This window comes from Pseudoalteromonas sp. Scap25 (assembly GCF_013394125.1).
In the GTDB taxonomy this organism is placed as follows: Bacteria; Pseudomonadota; Gammaproteobacteria; order Enterobacterales; family Alteromonadaceae; genus Pseudoalteromonas.
The window spans coordinates 3,297,520-3,316,256 of record NZ_CP041327.1 but is presented as its reverse complement, the minus strand read 5'-3'; the positions used below and the strand labels follow the sequence as shown (position 1 = coordinate 3,316,256).

General features: G+C 42.1%; 14 protein-coding genes. 6 read left to right on the top strand and 8 right to left on the bottom strand.

Annotated features, from left to right (window positions below; all coding sequences use genetic code 11):
* Window positions 1-11: 11 nt before the first annotated feature.
* The gene (locus FLM54_RS15315; RefSeq protein ID WP_178956797.1) at window positions 12-1,199 is read left to right on the top strand and encodes an alpha/beta hydrolase-fold protein; all 1,188 of its coding nucleotides are present in this window, start codon (window positions 12-14) and stop codon (window positions 1,197-1,199) included.
* Window positions 1,200-1,566: 367 nt separating this feature from the next.
* Here FLM54_RS15315 and FLM54_RS15310 read toward each other — a convergent pair whose 3' ends face one another.
* From FLM54_RS15310 to FLM54_RS15300, 3 genes are all read right to left on the bottom strand, one after another.
* Window positions 1,567-1,929: a hypothetical protein gene (locus FLM54_RS15310; RefSeq protein ID WP_178956796.1), complete on the bottom strand. Its 363-nt coding sequence runs from the start codon at window positions 1,927-1,929 to the stop codon at window positions 1,567-1,569.
* 97 nt (window positions 1,930-2,026) lie between these two features.
* A complete protein-coding gene (locus FLM54_RS15305) occupies window positions 2,027-2,380 on the bottom strand; it encodes a hypothetical protein (protein WP_147154738.1) in 354 nt (117 codons plus the stop codon).
* A 12-nt stretch (window positions 2,381-2,392) separates the two neighbouring features.
* Entirely contained in the window at window positions 2,393-3,481 is a 1,089-nt protein-coding gene (locus tag FLM54_RS15300; protein WP_218648491.1) for a hypothetical protein, read from the bottom strand.
* 260 nt (window positions 3,482-3,741) lie between these two features.
* Between FLM54_RS15300 and FLM54_RS15295 the strand changes: the two genes are divergently transcribed.
* Window positions 3,742-5,040 carry a DEAD/DEAH box helicase gene (locus tag FLM54_RS15295; RefSeq protein WP_178956794.1) on the top strand — a complete coding sequence of 433 codons (1,299 nt, stop codon included), beginning with the start codon at window positions 3,742-3,744 and terminating at the stop codon, window positions 5,038-5,040.
* Between the two features lie 97 nt (window positions 5,041-5,137).
* Here the strand turns inward: FLM54_RS15295 and FLM54_RS15290 are convergent, their stop codons facing one another.
* From FLM54_RS15290 to FLM54_RS15280, 3 genes are all read right to left on the bottom strand, one after another.
* Window positions 5,138-8,359 (bottom strand): S41 family peptidase, encoded by a 3,222-nt coding sequence (locus FLM54_RS15290; RefSeq protein ID WP_178956793.1) that lies wholly within the window; start codon window positions 8,357-8,359, stop codon window positions 5,138-5,140.
* Between the two features lie 154 nt (window positions 8,360-8,513).
* A complete protein-coding gene (locus FLM54_RS15285; protein WP_178956792.1) occupies window positions 8,514-9,911 on the bottom strand; it encodes a 5-methyltetrahydrofolate--homocysteine methyltransferase in 1,398 nt (465 codons plus the stop codon).
* Window positions 9,912-9,943: 32 nt separating this feature from the next.
* A complete protein-coding gene (locus FLM54_RS15280; RefSeq protein WP_178956791.1) occupies window positions 9,944-12,355 on the bottom strand; it encodes a TonB-dependent receptor in 2,412 nt (803 codons plus the stop codon).
* A gap of 310 nt (window positions 12,356-12,665) precedes the next feature.
* Between FLM54_RS15280 and FLM54_RS15275 the strand changes: the two genes are divergently transcribed.
* Window positions 12,666-13,157 carry a Fur family transcriptional regulator gene (locus FLM54_RS15275; protein WP_178956790.1) on the top strand — a complete coding sequence of 164 codons (492 nt, stop codon included), beginning with the start codon at window positions 12,666-12,668 and terminating at the stop codon, window positions 13,155-13,157.
* Window positions 13,157-13,573 carry a MerC domain-containing protein gene (locus FLM54_RS15270; protein ID WP_178956789.1) on the top strand — a complete coding sequence of 139 codons (417 nt, stop codon included), beginning with the start codon at window positions 13,157-13,159 and terminating at the stop codon, window positions 13,571-13,573. The genes FLM54_RS15275 and FLM54_RS15270 overlap by 1 nt, the downstream gene beginning before the upstream one ends.
* An 85-nt stretch (window positions 13,574-13,658) precedes the next feature.
* Here FLM54_RS15270 and FLM54_RS15265 read toward each other — a convergent pair whose 3' ends face one another.
* Complete coding sequence (locus FLM54_RS15265; RefSeq protein WP_178956788.1) at window positions 13,659-14,561, bottom strand: homocysteine S-methyltransferase family protein; 903 nt, start codon at window positions 14,559-14,561, stop codon at window positions 13,659-13,661.
* A 168-nt stretch (window positions 14,562-14,729) separates the two neighbouring features.
* A complete protein-coding gene (locus FLM54_RS15260; RefSeq protein ID WP_008112798.1) occupies window positions 14,730-14,975 on the bottom strand; it encodes a DUF3297 family protein in 246 nt (81 codons plus the stop codon).
* Between the two features lie 314 nt (window positions 14,976-15,289).
* Between FLM54_RS15260 and FLM54_RS15255 the strand changes: the two genes are divergently transcribed.
* Together FLM54_RS15255 and FLM54_RS15250 are read left to right on the top strand one after the other, a co-directional pair.
* Window positions 15,290-16,873, top strand: coding sequence for an alkaline phosphatase (locus FLM54_RS15255; RefSeq protein WP_138608663.1), 1,584 nt, complete (start codon window positions 15,290-15,292; stop codon window positions 16,871-16,873).
* Between the two features lie 11 nt (window positions 16,874-16,884).
* Window positions 16,885-18,675 carry an alkaline phosphatase gene (locus tag FLM54_RS15250; RefSeq protein WP_138608604.1) on the top strand — a complete coding sequence of 597 codons (1,791 nt, stop codon included), beginning with the start codon at window positions 16,885-16,887 and terminating at the stop codon, window positions 18,673-18,675.
* Window positions 18,676-18,737 lie beyond the last annotated feature (62 nt).

Sequence of the window (18,737 nt, the reverse complement as noted above, 5' to 3'; positions counted from 1 at the left end):
AGGGATTAGTTATGCGTTTATTAACCGTTATTTGTTTTTTTAGCTTTTTTGCTTTTAGTTCACAAAGTGCCTTTGCACAAGCTGGCATTAAACAGCAAAGTGCTGATGACTCTCAGTTCATGCACACTATTAAATCGGCTGTTTTAAACGAAGAACGCACAGTTGTTGTAAAGTTACCAAAGAGCTACCAAGCTCAGCCAAATAAGGTATACCCAGTTGTTTATCGCTTAGATGGAGCGGGTAATATACCGCTTGCAAGTGCTGTTATTGAGCGCTTACAAAATGATAATCGTGCGCCTGAGGTTATTATTGTCGCTATTGAAAACACTAATCGACTTAGAGATATGTATCCTACAGTGAATAAAGAGCCACAAGGGCCTGTCGGTGAAGGGGGCGGCGCGGCAAAGTTTTTAGCGTTCTTTGAACAAGAGCTCATTCCTTTAGTAAATAAGAACTATCGCACGCATGACTATAAAGTGATTGCTGGCGCATCTGCTGGTGGTGTATTTGCGCTATACGCGTTGCAGGCAAATCCCGAACTATTTCAAGCGCATATTGCGTATAGCCCTGCAGTTTGGTGGAATTATGGCGCAATGGTAAAAAGTACAAAATCGTTTATAACTAAAAACAAAGAGCTTAACAGTTACGTTTATATCAATATCGGCGAAGAAGCTGGCATAATGCGAGAAAGGTATGATGAATTACAGCAATCACTGCAATCGCATAAAGCGCGAGGGTTACGCTTTTTTAATGATGCGTTTGATGGCATCTCGCATGGCTTAACCACTGCTGCTGGCGTATTTAATGCCTACTACAACTTATTTTTACCTAAACAAATGCCTATAAGTGCTTTAACTGACGATGTAGCCTCTATTGATGGTTATTACAAAACATTATCTCAACAATGGGGCGAGCAGATATCTCCACCAGACCGTGCTGTTAGATCACTCGGTTATAACCTAACGGGCAGCAAGCAGTTTACCCGTGCTATTGAGGTGTTTAAGTACAATTTAAAAAACCACCCAAAATCAGTCGATGCGCTTTCAGCCTTATCATATGGCTATGAAATGCAGGGTGATACTCGCCAAGCGTTTGAACAGATGGAGTCGGCTTTAGCCATTGCAGATGACTCATATCCTTATTTAAATTACTTAAAAGAAACAAAAGTCAGGTTACAAGCAGAACTGAGTAAGAACTAATAATATTGCCAACTTAGTTGTTGGCTTTTTATGAAAGCCTCTTTAAGTTTGGAGTGCTCTCGGTGACAGTCAAATTAATTACAAGAGTAGGGTTTAGATTCAAAGAGTGATCTTTAACGTGATTAAAGCTTTACCAAACAAATTAGAAGAAGCAATATTACTTGCTGATGGTATTGCAGACTAAGAAGAGTTTACTGGTAAATACTCATACTGTGAGTCAGATGACTATGCGTGTAATCACTGTCGCACTATAAAGCGGTAATTAAAGCACAGATGTTGACGAACCACGCAATTTGGCAAAGTCGGCCTAAAAATTTTAAAATCAATAGGCGACAGGTTTGATGTAAAAGGCGCTTTGTGCTCCTTTTTAGTCTGCGCGATTACCTAAATCATAGGCAAAGTAGCCATAGGCAATTACGAACATCAAACCTATAAATGATATATGCATTACGCGAGCTAAAATTAGATCGATAGGTCTGGCGTGTCGCAAAATAGCTTCGTCATTAACAACCGTCGCTTTTGCGGGTTTTTGCCGCCTTATTACTTTGCCATACATGCTCACTCTTATGCCCAGCCCTTTATCCCAAAGTGGTTCATGTATCCCTTCCTCACGCATTTTTTTCTCAATATGTTTCATTGAAATACGAGTAAAGCATAAAGTTGAAATTAGATAGCTAATTATTATTGGTAAAGATATAAATAAAAAAATCTTTTCAGGCATCACATACATGATTTAAAACCAATTTATATCAGAGAAGTAAGCATATATTAAGGTACAAGTGATTTTCTGTAGCATAAAACCTTCTGCCTATAATTTCGTCATGAAATTAATAAGCGCGCTCACCTAAGTCATATGCAAAATAACCATATACAGCTAGGGTCATCATAATTACGAAAGAGTAATGCATTGTGCGAGCTAAAATTAAATCGATAGGTCTGGCGTGTCGTAAAATTGCTTCGTCATTAACAACCGTCGCCTTTGCGGGTTTTTGCCGCCTTATTACTTTGCCATACATGCTCACTCTTATGCCCAGTCCTTTATCCCAAAGTGGCTCATGTATCCCTTCCTCACGCATTTTCTTCTCTATGTGTTTCATTGAAATACGAGTGAAGCACAAAGCTGAAATAAGAAAAGCAATTATAAATGGCCCAGTTATTATCCAGTAAAAAGTTTCAGGCATAAGATACATAGCTTAAAACCAGCTTATATTAGAGCTAAGGTCATAAACTAGACCTGAGAAACCCTTTCCAACAGCATCACCAACTTTAGCTGCAGCATAACCAGCCCCCAAGCCTACACCTATAAGAATTACCCAGCCAACTGGACCCATTGCAATTGCTATTCCTACCCCTGCGGTTATAGTCGTACCGCCAACATATGCTCCTGCAGCTGTCCCTAAACCAAAACCTGTAGCTTCCCTTACTGCACTGCGCTGCCAGTCTTTACCTGCTTTGTAATCGTCATAAACGCTATCAGCTCGAAGACCTGCATCAATCGCAATGACAAACTTTCCTGCAATATTGGATCCTTGCTCTAATTTACGTAAGTGCTGTATGTTAGCTAAAGAAGTTAATTGCAAGGGAGCTGAACTTCTTGCGCTTCTTGCTGTATCTATGCCTCGCTGCGCATTAGACCAGATATTACCCCGTGCAGATGCTTTCACTTTGCCTTTGAATTTAACCATTTCTCTTTTAAATACAGTGTTTAACTCTAGATGGGCTTGCTTTGCTTTGTTACCTAGTTTGATTAATTCTAATTTAGGCTGCTTGTTCTGCGATGCTTTTCTAATTTCAATTAAGCTAGTTTGGTATTTTAGAATCGCTTTTCCAAATGTACTTAATCTCACTTGGCTTGACTCTAATGAGGTAAGTGCTGCGCCAGTGGCAGTCAAGGTATCAAGATTTCTTCCAAGAACTTGTTGACTCGTTAAACCTCTTACTTTATCAACATATGGAGATATTTCCGCATCGTATAGCGCGGCAATAGCCAAAGCATCTTCATCACCGAAGTTGTTTACTATAGTACTGACATTTCTCTTTGTATGCTCAGGCCAAGACACCGTATTATCAAGTGCACAAGCTATGTCAGGACGAGATCGCCTGAAATCACTCATATCCCCAGATTGTGGAGTTCTTAAAATGAACGGGGTTCCTTGAGGTATAAAGTTACCTATAATATGAGGGTTATCCTCTCTAAATCGCTTTAATTGCTCTAAGTTATTACTGTTAAAAGGTAAGCTTGCTCGACTTTTCGTATTGAAACATAAATCAAATTGAGACATGACATTTCCTTGCATCTAAAATTAATCCATCAGGCTGCAAAAATAACACACTTGAAATGCTGAAATCAATAATACAGCGTGTTCAGCTATTATTTGTAATGATTGATGTATGTGAAAAATAGTATTAATGCAAAGCGATATTCAGAGAATCATCGTTTAATAAAGCAAGATGCATTTTATTTAAATCACTAACCTCTACTTAATAGCTGCTAAATACGCTAAAATTACAGGCTATTTTTAGCAATGAGCCCGCACCTTTTATGACCTCAGCCGCAAATCCTAGTAATTTCAACGAACTTGGCCTTATTCCAGAGCTAATTGCTCGTTTGTCTGACCTTGAATACACGCAACCTACGCCGATTCAGGCAAAAGCAATTCCAAGTATCTTGGCGGGGAGTGACTTAATTGCGGGGGCAAATACCGGCTCAGGTAAAACAGCAACCTTTGCTTTGCCTATGCTACAAACGCTATTTTTAGCGCAAGGTGCTAAAAAAGCAGCGAGCAAAGGCAACTTTGTAACAGGGCTTATTTTGGTACCTACTCGCGAGCTGGCAGTGCAGGTAGCCGATAGTGTTAAATCGTATTCTGCTAATTTTAATGGCGCCATTAAAACGGTGGCGGTATTTGGTGGTGTGTCGGTTAATACCCAGATGCAAGCACTTCGCGGCGGTGCTGATATCATTGTTGCAACGCCAGGGCGTTTACTTGACTTAATATCAAGCAATGCTATTAAGCTTGATAAAGTTTCAACCTTAGTGCTTGATGAAGCTGATCGCATGTTAAGCCTTGGCTTTACCGAAGAGCTTGCAGAGCTGTTGGCGTTAATGCCAGCTAAAAAGCAAACCATGTTGTTTTCAGCGACGTTCCCAGAGCAAGTCACACAATTAACACAAAAGCTGTTAACCAATCCTGTTGAAATACAAGTTCAAAGCAAAGACGAAAGCACTTTAGTACAGCGTGTATTTACGGTTAATAAAGGTGAAAAAACCACGGTTTTGGCGCATTTAATTAAGCAGCATAAATGGCGCCAAGCGCTGATTTTTGTAAACGCTAAAAAAGATTGTGAGCACTTAGCCAGCAAACTTGAAAAACGCGGCGTGAACGCACAAGTATTCCATGGCGATAAAGGCCAAAGCGAGCGTACTTGGGTAATCGAAAAGTTTAAAGCTGGCGAAATAGAAGTACTTATTGCCACCGATATAGCAGCCCGTGGTTTAGATATTGCCAAACTGCCTGTTGTTATTAACTTTAACTTACCGCGCAGCCCTGCTGATTATATGCACCGTATTGGCCGAAGCGGCCGTGCTGGTGAAGTCGGTTTAGCGTTATCGTTAATTGATTATGAAGACTTCCATCACTTTAGAATTATCGAAAAGAAAAACAAACTTCGCTTAGAGCGCGAAGAGGTAGCAGGTTTTGCTGTAAACCAAGCCAACCTTGATGCGGCTGAGGCGCTAAAAAACGACAAGCCAATGGCCAAGCCAGAAGGTACAGGTAAGAAAAAGAAGAAAAAAGCCAACCAAGAAGATGATGTATGGAGCGGCTGGAGAAAAAGGTAAGCCTTAATACATATAAGTCATTAAATCCAAGTCATAAAAAACCCTGCAAATTTGCAGGGTTTTTTATTGGTATTAGCTTGTTTAGCTATGCAGCAAATTAAAACTTAGAAGGTGCTGGTGGTATCACTAAGGGTTGTTTAGGATTTTCTTTAAGCTCCTTTAATAACTCTTGTACAGCACGCTCTATTGATGGATCTTGGCCTTTATAAATAAGCTCTGGACGATCAATTACTTTAATATCTGGTGCAACACCTTCGTTTTCTATGATCCAGTTACCTTTTGTGTCTAAAATACGGAATGTAGCAGCAATTACTTGTCCGCCGTCTACAAGGCTTGGGTTACCAGAAATACCAATTAAGCCACCCCATGTACGGGTACCAATTAGCTTACCTAGACCAGCCTGGCGGAAGTAGTAAGGGATTGCGTCACCACCAGAACTTGAATAGCCATTTATTAGCATGGCTTTAGGACCATTGTGCGCAAACTGCGGTGTTTTAGTTGGCTCTACACCACGGCGTTTCCAATAGTTAAGCGGTTTACGCGCAAGCCAAGTGATCATATGCTCAGGAATAAAACCACCGCCATTGTAACGGTCATCAATAATCATGGCATCTTTGGTTGTTTGCGGCATGTAGTTTTTAAACATGGCGCGGTTACCCTCATAGGCTGTATTTGGCAGGTGCACATAGCCAATACGCCCATTTGATAGCTTATTAACGTAGGCTGCACGCGAGTTAACCCAATCTAAATAACGTAGACCTTGCTCACTGGCTACCGGTTTTACTGTTACTTGCCACGCACCTTTGCTACGCGGTTTGCTGTTTAGCACTAGCTCTACTTGCTCGCCTTGGGTGTTTTCAAGGAGTTCGTAAAAGTTAGCAACGTCTTTAACCGAGCGGCCATTTACCGCAATAATGTAATCGCCGTTATGTGCTTTTACACCAGTAGTCCCCAGCGGTGAGCGGAAATCGTTATGCCAGTTTTCACCTTTAAAGATTTGCTCTATTTTTACGTAACCAGATGGGTCGCTTGCAAGCTTAGCGCCTAATAAACCGTGATTTTTACGTTCGGCTTTTGGCATATCGCCCGATTGCACGTAAATATGACCTGAGTTAATTTCGCCGGCAATTTCGCTAAGTACGTAATCAAGGTCGCTACGGTGGCTAATAGCATCAGCCATAGGTTGGTATTTAGCTAAAATAGCATCCCAATCTTGACCGTGGTGATTTTCGTCGTAGAACCAGTCACGCAGTGTGCGCCAGCCTTCTACGTACATTTGTTGCCACTCAGCTTGCGGGTTGATTTTAAGCGTCATTTTGCTTAAATCTAGCTTGTTGGCGTCTAGGTCTTGCTTTGGTTTAGGCTCTATTAAGCTGTAACCGCCACTTGTGTGTACAAGTAGGTGTTCGCTGTTGCTCGATATAGTGTAATTGCTAACACCTTTAGCGACTGTTTCTAGCTCACTGTCGTGCTCGGTACCTATAAGTTGTAATGCGCCATTAGCAAGCGTCAGTACGCCGTCTTTTACTGCGGTTAAGCCACGGTAATCGCCCGCTGGCGCGTTAAGAGCGGTAACACGCTGCATAAAGTCGCTGCTTTGCAGTGCGTTTTTAACTTTTTTGTCGTCTTCTTTTTCGTCGTCATCGTCTTTTACAATCGTGGTTTCATCACTTTGTAAGGCAATAAGCGGTTTAACACTGTCGTTTACTGCGGCCGCATAAATACGGGTGGCGCGGTTAAACATGTAGTCAAACTCGTAACTGCTAAATGCCAGGTTAAAGTCGCGCTCAGAGCTAAAGTAAAGGTATTGGCCATCTGGCGAAAAGGTTGGGTTTTGCTCGTTACTCATTTCGTCTGTTAGGCGCGTCACCTTTTCTTTTTTAAGGTTGTAGTGCCACAGTGAGGCATAACGGTTTTCGTTATTTTTAACATACACAATGTCTTGGCTATTAGGCGACCACGTATACTGAGTAATGCCGTCTTCGTCGTAAATGCCGGTATCAATTTTGTGTTGCTTGCCCGATTTTGCATCTAACCACCAAAGTGTGTTGTTTTTATCTGCAAACAATAGCTTAGCGCTATCGGGTGACCAAATAGGCGTAAAGCGCCAAATGTTACCATTGCTAGTAAGTTGCTTAATGGCATTGTTTTTACTGCGATCTTTTAAGTAAATTTCGTACTCGCCGCTTTCATCGCTCATGTAAGCAATGTAACGCCCATTTGGTGACCAGCTTGCATCTATTTCGCGGCTTTTCTCTGTGTAAGATAAGTTGCGTGTAGGCCCTTGTTTGATTGGTACGCTAAACAGCTCACCACGGGCAGTAAATACAGCACGTTTACCATCGTGAGAGAGCGACATAGAATCAATAAAATCGCTAACATTTTTGCTATACGGCATTGCGTATTGGCGCACGCCTGCAATGTTAATGCTTAGCTTAGCGCTTTTTTGTGTTTTTGCGTCAAAGCGATATAAATAACCGCCGTTTTCATAAACAATCGCATTTGGGCCAGCTGAAGGCCAAAGTACGTCAAAGTTTTTATAGTTGGTAAGTTTTTTTGGTTCGCTGCCTTTGCGGTATTGGTAAAGGTTTAGCGTGTAATCACGGTCAGACACAAAGTAAATATCGTCACCAACCCAAGTTGGTTGCTGGTCGGTTGCACGGTTTGTAGTTAGTTGTTCTGAGGTGTTTTTTTCTAAATCATAAATCCATACATCTTGCGCACGACCACCACGAGTACGTTTCCACGTGCGAAATTCTCGATCAATTGGCGTGTAAACATATTTGCTGCCATCTGGAGATAGCATGCCGCCACCAGTTTCTGGAATCGCTAATGGCTGTTCAAGTCCGCCATCTGCAGGAACCATGTAAGGGCGGCCCATACGTTTCCCCCATGGTGTGCGGTTAGCTCTAAATACCACATTTTTACCATCGGCGGTCCAATCTAAAACGCGGTAATCAAAACCTCCACGCGGTGGCATTGGGCCAACGTCATTATAATAAGTAAGTTGCTTTAGGTTTGAACCGTCACTGTTGATCACATAAATTTGTCGGCTACCGTTATACTCGGCTGAAAATGCAATGCGCTTACCGTCAGGGGAAAACTTAGGAAATGTTTCAAAGCCAATATGGTCGGTTAAGCGTTTGCTTTCGCCTGTTTGCGTATTCGCAATATAAATATCGCCACTGTAGACAAAGGTAACGGTTTGGTTATGGATATCTGGAAAGCGGAGTAAACGAGTGTCTTTAGTCTCATAGGCCGATACACCCGGCGCGATTGCTGCAGCCAAGGCAAGAGCCAATGTTGTTAGTTTTTTCATGGAATTACATCCTATATTAATAGCTATCCCATCATAACAATAAGGTGCAAAATAGCGATGCACTTACGATAAAAGGTCTGTTACAAAATGTGAATAAAAAAGGTTGGCATTAAAATGCCAACCTTCAAGGGAGTACTCTTTTTAAAGCGTAAAATTAATGTACGTGGTCGTGCTCTTCCTCTTGTGCAATACCTAACCAAGTGATCGCGGCTGGTGGGAATGTAAGTTCTAGTTCACCTTCAATTTCTAAGTCTTCTAGGTGTACTTGCACAACGTGTTGGGCTATTGGGTCGGCTACGTAAGCAAACTGACCATTTTGCGCTACTGTCATACTAAACTTCATGCCTTCAGGCATTGTTGTTACATCTTCTTGTGTAATATCAACTTGACCTGCTAGCTCCCAGTGTATGTGATCGTCGTGCGCATGCGCCTCAAGCACATTTAAAAAGCCTAGGCTGTCTAAAACTAAAAAGTGCTCGCCATTCGCTGAGAAAGAGTAAGAAACAGCGCTTGCGCCATCGGCTAGTTGCCATTCTAGTTCTTCCATTTCAGCTTCCGCAGGGTTAATGCTTAAGAGCACTGCAGGGCCGCCGCCGTGACCAGACGCAATACCAATAAAGTTGTCACTGTCTTCATGGCCGTATATCGTACCAATGCGCAAGTCACCTACTGCAGCAATATTTGCTACTTTTTCAGCGTGGTATTCGTCATCATGCTGGTGGGCTAATAGCACACCGTCACTACAGCCGAAGGCTACGTAATCATGGTTTTGTGCTGCGCCGTGCAAATCAGGGCATGTTAACTCTAACGTTTGTTCAAGTTCGTATTCGCCATCATGAAAGTGATAAACACCTACCTGATCCGGCAAAATTTTAGCGTTTGATGTACTCTGTGCATCATCGCGGCGAAGGGTCGCTAATAAATGCTCTCCACGAGGCTCTGCTACACCATGCATATTAATGTCGTAACTAATACCAGGTAAGGTCGCTGTTGCGTTTGTTATGTCGTTATCTGTTAATACTTCAACAGACGCAGTTGTGCCTGATGCTGCATCACCATCATAAAATACCGCTAACTGACCATCGTGCTTTACCAAGTGAGTAGGGCGACTGCCGCTAGTTAGCTCATAACTGCTAAACTCAGGGCTTTGTTCGTAATCATGAAGATGTGCGCCGTGATCTTCACGCCATAAGCCACCGTCTATAAAGCCGAGGTAATCTTGAGCGCGACTAGCAATCACGGCATAACGAAAGTCAGGCGACGACGATAGCGTGTTTGAATCATTAGTAAGAGTGAATGTATCAAGAAGCTCATTGTCGTCTAAGTCGAAAAAGTTCGCTTCGTTGCTATCGCCAGCAAGTATCGCAAGCCTACCTAATGAATCAATAGTGTATTCATCACCGTGGTCGCCACCATCGCCATGATCGTGGCCGTCATCAGGTACTTCTATTGGGTCTTTTTCGACAATGTTTGTTTCTGCATCACCACAAGCGGTGATTAATGTGCTGCTTATTGCCAGTGCAATTAATTTTAATTTGAATAGTTTAGTCATGTTAATTTCCTTTATTTATAATTTTTTAGCGCTTAAAAGTAACCGCGAATACCTAGTGCAAAGCTACGACCTGGACGTGGCGCTATACTCTTTAAAAATGAACTATGCACGCGCGCTTCTGTGTCTGTTAAGTTAGTGCCTCGTAGATACACAGACACATCTTGATTTAGCACTGATAAGTCATATGAAACGCTGGCATCAAGCATGGTATAGCCGTTTGTAGCTGTTTCTTCTGGTGCTGTGCGGTCTTGCTCTTGATAGCGAGTTACGTGGAGGTGCGCACTCAGCTTATTTGTTTGGTAGCTAAACTCAGTACCAAAACGTAGCGGTGGTGTGCGTGGTAAATCGCCACCGTCTTTAAGGCTTGCACGAACGTAATCTGAGAATAAATCAACTTTAAACTCATCGGTTAACTGCCATGCAAATTGGGCTTCAAAGCCATGTAAAATTACGTCATCTGTTTTAAATAAATAAACTGGGAGTTCAGATGAGTGATCATGCTCGTCACCGTGGTCATGATTATGCTCATCACCATGGTCGTGGCCGCTTTCGGCGTATAGGCCTGTGTCGATTTGGTAATAATAATTGTCGACTTGGTTGTAGAAAGCATTAAGAATGAAACCGATATCACCTTGGGTTTTACGAAACGTTAAATCAATATTGTTTGCTGTTTCTAGGTCAAGCGCTTGCTCAGATAAACCAAAATGGCCGTCTTCATGAATATCAAATAGTGCGCCTACTTCATAAGTACCAGTTCCAATGTGAGGGCCGAATGATAATAGCTCCGACACCGAAGGAGCACGCTCAGAACGAGATACCGACAAGCCTAAGTTGTAGCTAGGTGCAAAATCCCACACGACACCTGTTGATAAACTAACTGGTGTGAATTCTTGTTCTACGTCAAATACGCGAGTATTGCCGGCATGTTCTTCATGAGCATGATCGTCATGAACACCGGTGTCATTGTGTGCGTGTGCATCTATGTTAGGTAGTAACACGTTATCAGCATCGATGGTTACCCGTTCAACTCGGCCACCTAATTGCACTAAAAAGTCACCAAAGTGTCTTTCTTCCATCAGTGCTATAGCAAAGCTTTGTGTTTGTGACGGTGGTGTGAATGCCTCAGAGCCTTGCGCTTCAACATCACTGTGTTTGTAATGAAAGCTCAAACCACCATTCCACTGCGCAAACGGGTTATGCATTAAGTCTACGCGTAACTCATTGGTTTCATTTTCAAACGTGGTACCCACTGCGCCATGTTCAATTTCAGCATGTTCGTAATCTGTAAAACCTGCGCGCAGGTTTATTTTATTAAGCCATTTATTATCGAGGTTATACTCGCCTAATAATTGCACTTTAGTTTGCTCTAAGTCGGCATATACGCTTTCCTCAGCGCTATTAACATCTTCGCCACCATGGGTGTGGCCTGGAATGCCGTATTGACGATTAAATTGCTCAACAGCTATACCTACAAAACCTTGGTCAAATAGATAGCTAGTACCTAAGGTAAAGCCGTCAGACTCTTCATTACTATTTGCAACGGTGTAATCGCCACTATGTTCTTCATGGTTATGGTCATTATGGGCAAATTCAGCGGCCACGGGTATTTCATAGTCATCGGCTTCACGCCAGAACGCATCGGCATAAAATGCAAGAGAATCAGTTCCTGTAGTAGCGTTAAACGAGGCTACTTTTTGGTTATCAACAGAGTTGTGCTCAAGGTTCCATTCGCCGCGAGTTGTGCTGTCGGTAGGCACACGATTATCAACTACATTAACCACACCACCAATGGCGCCGCTGCCATAAAATAAAGTGGCAGGACCACGTAGTACTTCGATTTGTTTTGCAGTTGACGCCTCTGATGCAACGGAGTGATCAGGGCCAACGCGAGAAACATCACTGACATCAAGGCCGTTTTGAGTAATTAGAACACGCGGCCCGCTTAAGCCACGAATGATAGGTGTACTGGCTACTTTTGCATGAAAGTTAGTATTAACCCCCGGGAGTTTTTCAAGGCTATCGCCAAGGGTTGCAGCTTGCTGCCGTCTTAATTGTTCGCCAGATAACACGCTAACGGGAGACGAGGATTCCATTGCCGACATGTGAATAGGCGTCGCTTCAATATCAATTACTTCAATGGGTGAACGTTCTAACTTAAAGGTAATTGACTGGCTTTTATCATCACTAAATGTGATATCTCGATGCAGGTGGGCATAACCAGGGGCGGTAATATGAAGTTCTTTTAAACCACTTTTTAAATCAGTTATTACGAACTTACCGCTTGCATCTGTTACTGCTGTTATATCTGAGCCTTCAACTTCTACAGTTGCGTTGGTCACCACTTTACCTTGGTTGTTTAAAACAACACCTTCGATGGTATTTGCAAGCACACTTGCAGGTAATAAAGCAGCTATCAAAACAGCTAATTGAGATTTTCGTGTCATTTGAATTCCTTTGCGAATGTTATATTGTATCAATTGTGCTTGAAATGTTATATTGTATCAATAGTTAATTAACTAAAAATCATTCAGGGCATACAATTTGGCTACATAACCTATATAAATTCAGTGCTTTAAATATTTATTGTCATTGTTTAGGTGTTGTTTGTGGGTGAGTTGTTTGTTGTGAAGCAAAAGTTAGTTGTTACATTTATTTATCTCTAGTTAATACATTTTTAGATAAAACCACAACGGAGGCATTGGCAACAAGGATGGCAAAGTTAAAACGCCAGCTCACTTGGTTAGTGTGGGTAATATGAATAAACAGCAATTTAAAGAGATGGTTGGCTTTGCGATAAAAAGATGTGAAGCCTCTGAAAAAAAATTAACGCCAAAACGTCAGCAGGTATTTGAAATTCTATTGCAAGCAAATAAACCTTTGTCTGCTTATGAGTTAACAGATCAATATAATAAGCAAATAAATACACCGATTTTGGCAATGTCCGTTTATCGGATATTAGGCTTTTTAGAGTCGGTAGGTCTGGTACATAGATTAAAGTTAGAAAATAAGTTTATACCGTGCAGTCACGTTAATGATGATAGAGAGCATCAACTATCGATGTTTTTAATTTGTAGCTCTTGTAATAAAGCAAGTGAGGTGAAAGACCTTGATAATTCGGCTAAGTATTTGTTTAAACAACTTAAAATAAGAGGGTTTGCGCCAACAACTTCGCAACTAGAAATCTCAGGTGTTTGCTTTGGGTGTCAGCAAAGTACCGCTAACACAATTAAAAAGAAGGATAAATAATGAAGCTGACTCAAACGACAGCAGATAAGTTTGCCATTGGGCTTTCGTTAATGTGCACGGTACATTGTTTTGCAACACCGATTATTTTAGCGCTGTTGCCAAGCATTGCTGTACTGCAAATAAATGGTGAACAGTTTCATTTATGGATTCTTGCTGCCGTACTGCCAACAAGCTTATTAGCTTTGAGCTTAGGCTGTAAAAAGCACAAACGTATACGTTATATGGCGTGTGGAGTTGTTGGTCTAGTCTTTTTGATAACTGCAGTATTATTAGGCCATGAAGTGGCCGAAAAAACCTTCACTTTAATTGGCTCTGCTTTTATCGCGTTAGCTCATTGGCTTAATTACCAACAGTGTTTTAAAAAGCATGACGAAAAATGTCCGTGTTCAGCAGGTGGATCTGACCAAGTAGCCTAGCAATACAAGGGCTCGATTAGGTATTGGGAATTAATCATTTCAGCTTTTAAGGTTTCTCTATATTTTTGTAGTTAAATAAGGGATATTAAAACTCTTTAATATCCCTTTTCCACTTTACCAATGCTGCAATGAATTCGGGGCCAATACCACAGCAGCCACCAATAATTGTTGCGCCAAGGTTGTGCCATTGCTTGGCAAACGCTACATACTCAGCGGGTGATAAATCGCGGTAACCTTGCGAGCCTTCATTGGCTTTATAGTCGCTGGCTATTGGTGTAAAGCCATTCGCAAAGGCCCCTAAATCAACATTTTTATTCTGCTGTTTTAGCACAGTACTTGTGTCGCGTAGCGCTTGTTCAATGACCTCGGGAATAGAGCAGTTGAAGAATATGCCCGCTATATTATGTTCGAGCAATGCTAAGGTAGCATCGGATACTAATTCACCAGAGCGTAATGTTGCTTGTTCGCTTACTTCATCACTTAAGGTAAATGCGAAATAACATGGTTTGTTTGAATTTTTAAGCACCCTTGCCATTACATGAGCTTCTTCAATACTGGAAATAGTTTCGCCAATCCAAATATCTACATATTCATCTTGTGCTTTATATAGGGTATCTAAAATAGTAAATGCGCGATCACTTTGAAAAAAATCAGCACGGTACGATCCAAATGCGGGTGGCAATGAACCCGCTACTAGCACGTTTTGTTTAGCGTTTTGAGCCGCTTCTTTTGCAATTACAGCAGCTTGCTGTGCAAGTGCTGCGCCTTGTGCTTGATATAATGCTTCACCTAAATGAAAGGGGACACACGCATAGCTATTTACCGTAATAATTTCTGCCCCTGCATTTATAAAAGCTTCATGTGCTTGAGTTACGCATTGTGGTGCTTCTATTAGAGCTTGCGCACTCCAAAGTGGCTGTGAAAACGGCGCGCCCATGCGTTTAAGTTCACGGCCCATGCCGCCATCTAATATTGTTAACCTGCTCATAATGGACTTCTAAACGTCTAAATATTTAAGGTTATTCAAACATATTTTTTGACAATTCATAATGAAACTTCATCAGGTTGAGTATGAAAAAAGTTCAACATGCTTTAAACAGGCACAAAAAAAGCGACTACCCAGTGAGGTGTCGCTGTTCTTTTTATAAGTAAGCTATTACTTATAAAACGCTTCTACAGTGCCTTTTACTTTCATAAGTAATGGCTGACCGCGACGGTCTAGCGCTTTAGGCGCTGCTACTTTAATCCAACCTTCGCTGATGCAGTATTCTTCAACGTCAAAACGCTCTTTACCGTTAAGAGTAATACCGATTTCATGTTCAAATACTTCTTCTACATAAAATTTGCTACGTGGGTTAATAGACAGTTGATTAGGTAATTCTGGTTTGTTTGTATCAGTCATAATAGTGATCTGCGTTGAATTAATTATGCGCTATTGTAGGCAATAGCAGGCTTATGCTCAAGCAAGAGATCAATAAACTAAGCGGCTTTATTATATTTATATTGTGATGTGCTTTTATAGGGCTGTTACATATATTATGAGAAGGGTTAAACAGTCGATGGAAATACAAAAGAGGTTTTATTGATATAAAATTTGGCTGTCACCTTCTTGTCATTAAAATTACCTTTATTAGTAACATCTATTTCCTATAGTGCAGCGGTTGATGTTTTTGAGTTCACACTTTTTAAAATAACCACTACATAACAGGAATTAGGATGAAAATTAAAAAAGTCGCTGCGGCGGTTGGGCTAACATTTATGTTAAGCGCTGCTAGCCATGCAAATGTACTACCACAAAGCCAAATAAATAATAACTGGTATACAAATGCACAAACTACGTTAGCTACTAAAAACACCCAAGCACAAAGTGCACAAGTTACAAAAGCAAAAAACGTGATTTTATTTGTTGGTGACGGCATGGGTATTTCTACCCTAACGGCAGCGCGAATTTTAAAAGGCCAACGAGCAGGCAACCCAGGTGAAGAAGGCTATTTAAGTTTTGAAGAATTTCCATATTCTGCACAAGTTAAAACCTACAACGTAGATGCACAAACTCCCGATTCTGCAGGCACAATGACAGCGATGATCTCAGGTGTTAAAACTGATGTAGGCGTGATTGGTGTAGACGAAGACATTGAACGCGGTGTGTGCTCAACAGTTGCAGGAAACGAGCTTTTAACAGCAACAGAACTGGCTGAAATTAAAGGCCTAGCAACAGGTGTTATTTCTACCGCACGTATTACTCATGCAACGCCAGCGGCAACGTATGCTAAATCGGCAGATCGTAACTGGGAAGATATCTCAGATATGCCCGAGGGCTCAGAAGGCTGTGAAGATATTGCCTCACAGCTAGTTAACTTTGAAAAAAATCTAGAAGCGCGCTTTGTAGGTATTGATGTAGACGGCCTTGATTTTGTAATGGGCGGCGGTCGTCGTCACTTTTTACCAAAAGATGCTGCGGCTAATTCAAGTGACGCAGTGAGCGCTGTTGAAGGTGATCGTACTGATGAGCGCAATCTTGTAACTGAGTGGCAAACACAATATCCAAATGCAACGTACGTTATGGACCAAGCTGGGTTTGATGCTATTGCTGACGATGTAACCCAAGTATTTGGTTTATTTAACGAATCGCACATGCAATACGAAGCCGACCGCAGTAATGACGTGGCAGGTGAGCCTTCACTTACCGACATGACGACTAAAGCGATTGATGTACTGGGTAAAAACGAAAATGGCTTTTTCTTAACGGTTGAGTCGGGCCGAATTGACCACGCACATCATGCGGGTAACGCTTACAACGCACTTAACGACACCATTGAATTTGCCAATGCAGTGCAAGCGGCAATCGATAATACCAACCCAGAAGAAACCCTTATTTTAGTCACTGCCGATCACAGTCACGTATTTACTATTGCTGGTTACCCTAAACGCGGTAACCCAATTTTAGGTCAAGTAGTTGCTGTAGGCCAAACAGTGCCAAGCCTTGCCGCCGACGATATGCCATACACCACGGTAGGTTATGCAAATGGACTGGGTTTTAGAGACTTAGGTGATGAAACTGATGCCGATGCAGCGTACTTAAGCGGCCCAGTCGCTGGGCGTGTTGAGCTAAACGGCGTTGATACAACAACCCCTGGTTTTCACCAAGAAACAACCGTACCACTAGGCTCTGAAACGCATGCTGGTGAAGATATTTCATTGCACGCTAAAGGCCCTGGTGCACAACTTGCTCAAGGTGTAATTGAGCAAAACGTTGTATTTCATCTAATTAACCAAGCACTTGAATTAACTCAGCAATAATGGCGGCGAATATGAAAAAATTAACAGTACTTTCTTTAGCAGTAATGGTCGCGCTAGCGGGTTGTTCAAGTGATGACGATAAAAGTAATAACAACATTATCGCAGTAGATAACGCAATAGCTGTGGGCTCAGCGCAATGTATTAATGGCGGTGTAGAAACGCAAGTGGGCGTAGATACTAACGAAAATGGCCAGCTAGATAGCGACGAAGTTAACTCATCTAACCTAGTGTGTAATGCGCCGGCAACGTCGTTAACTACAGATCAATTAGCTAACCTTACAGGTAACGCATGGTATAGCGACGCGCAAACTAAGTTAGCAGCAACGCAGCAAGCTAATACCGAGGTGGTTACTGAGTCGGGTAAGGCTAAAAACGTGATTTTATTTGTAGGCGACGGCATGGGTATTTCTACCGTTACGGCTGCACGTATTTTAGCTGGCCAGCTTGAGGGCGGCATGGGTGAAGATTATCAACTTAGCTTTGAAACCATGCCTTACTCAGGCTTTGTTAAAACTTATAATGTAGATGCACAAACCCCCGACTCTGCAGGCACAATGACGGCTATGGTGTCAGGTGTTAAAACCGATGTAGGCGTCATTGGTGTAGACGAAGATATTGAGCGCGGCAACTGTTCAACCGTTGCCGGTAACGAACTGGTGTCTTCGCTTGAGCTTGCCGAAATTGCAGGTAAAGCAACCGGCCTTATTTCAACGGCGCGCATTACCCATGCAACGCCAGCGGCAACGTATGCTAAATCGGCTGATCGTAACTGGGAAGATAACTCAGATATGCCAGCAGGTTCAGATGCTTGTGAAGACATTGCATCGCAGCTTGTTAACTTTGAAGCCAACCTAGAAGCACGTTTTGCAGGTATTGATGTAGATGGCATAGACGTAGTAATGGGGGGCGGTCGTCGTCACTTTTTACCAAAAGATGCCGCGGCTAATTCAAGTGATGCAATGAGCGCGGTTGAAGGGGATCGTACAGATGGCCGTAACTTAGTTACCGAATGGCAAACAACTTATCCTAACGGCAACTATGTAATGGATCAAACTGGTTTTGATGCCATTAGCGACGATGCAACAAAGGTATTTGGCTTATTTAACGAATCCCACATGCAATACGAAGCCGACCGCGCAAACGATGTAGCGGGCGAGCCTTCGCTTTCGCAAATGACCGAAAAAGCAATTAACGTGCTTGATAACAACGATAAGGGCTTTTTCTTATCGATAGAAGCGGGACGAATAGACCACGCGCACCACGCAGGCAATGCATATAACGCGCTTAACGATACTATTGAATTTGCTAAAGCCGTTAAAGTGGCGATGGACAGTACTAACCCAGAAGAAACATTAATTGTGGTCACAGCCGATCATAGTCATGTGTTTACCATTGCAGGTTATCCTAAGCGTGGTAACCCAATATTGGGTAAAGTGGTTGGTGTAGGCCAAACCGAGCCAAGCCTTGCCGCCGACGATATGCCTTATACCACCGTAGGTTATACCAATGGTTTAGGTTACAGAGACTTAGGCAATGAAACTAATGCTGACGCCTCTTACTTAGCTGGACCTGTTACAGGACGTGTTGATTTAACAAATGTTGATACAACAACACCAGGTTTTCACCAAGAGTCATTAGTACCTCTTAGTTCAGAAACCCACGCGGGTGAAGATGTAGGTGTATACGCAATGGGTCCTGGCGCTCATTTAGTAACAGGCACTAATGAGCAAAGCTTTTTATTCCATGTAATGGACTTTGCAGCAGATTTTGTAAAAGCGGCGGATGAAAAAGTAGCGCAATAAATCAACTAGCTAAACAAACAGCCCGCATTATGTTGCGGGCTTTTTTGTGTCATACAAATGCC

Bases quoted from the DNA above. Each gene is read 5' to 3' on its own strand.
- FLM54_RS15315 (WP_178956797.1), top strand. From the start codon at position 12: ATGCGTTTATTAACCGTTATTTGTTTTTTTAGCTTTTTTGCTTTTAGT.
- FLM54_RS15310 (WP_178956796.1), bottom strand. From the start codon at position 1,929: ATGTATGTGATGCCTGAAAAGATTTTTTTATTTATATCTTTACCAATA.
- FLM54_RS15305 (WP_147154738.1), bottom strand. From the start codon at position 2,380: ATGCCTGAAACTTTTTACTGGATAATAACTGGGCCATTTATAATTGCT.
- FLM54_RS15300 (WP_218648491.1), bottom strand. From the start codon at position 3,481: ATGTCTCAATTTGATTTATGTTTCAATACGAAAAGTCGAGCAAGCTTA.
- FLM54_RS15295 (WP_178956794.1), top strand. From the start codon at position 3,742: ATGACCTCAGCCGCAAATCCTAGTAATTTCAACGAACTTGGCCTTATT.
- FLM54_RS15290 (WP_178956793.1), bottom strand. From the start codon at position 8,359: ATGAAAAAACTAACAACATTGGCTCTTGCCTTGGCTGCAGCAATCGCG.
- FLM54_RS15285 (WP_178956792.1), bottom strand. From the start codon at position 9,911: ATGACTAAACTATTCAAATTAAAATTAATTGCACTGGCAATAAGCAGC.
- FLM54_RS15280 (WP_178956791.1), bottom strand. From the start codon at position 12,355: ATGACACGAAAATCTCAATTAGCTGTTTTGATAGCTGCTTTATTACCT.
- FLM54_RS15275 (WP_178956790.1), top strand. From the start codon at position 12,666: ATGAATAAACAGCAATTTAAAGAGATGGTTGGCTTTGCGATAAAAAGA.
- FLM54_RS15270 (WP_178956789.1), top strand. From the start codon at position 13,157: ATGAAGCTGACTCAAACGACAGCAGATAAGTTTGCCATTGGGCTTTCG.
- FLM54_RS15265 (WP_178956788.1), bottom strand. From the start codon at position 14,561: ATGAGCAGGTTAACAATATTAGATGGCGGCATGGGCCGTGAACTTAAA.
- FLM54_RS15260 (WP_008112798.1), bottom strand. From the start codon at position 14,975: ATGACTGATACAAACAAACCAGAATTACCTAATCAACTGTCTATTAAC.
- FLM54_RS15255 (WP_138608663.1), top strand. From the start codon at position 15,290: ATGAAAATTAAAAAAGTCGCTGCGGCGGTTGGGCTAACATTTATGTTA.
- FLM54_RS15250 (WP_138608604.1), top strand. From the start codon at position 16,885: ATGAAAAAATTAACAGTACTTTCTTTAGCAGTAATGGTCGCGCTAGCG.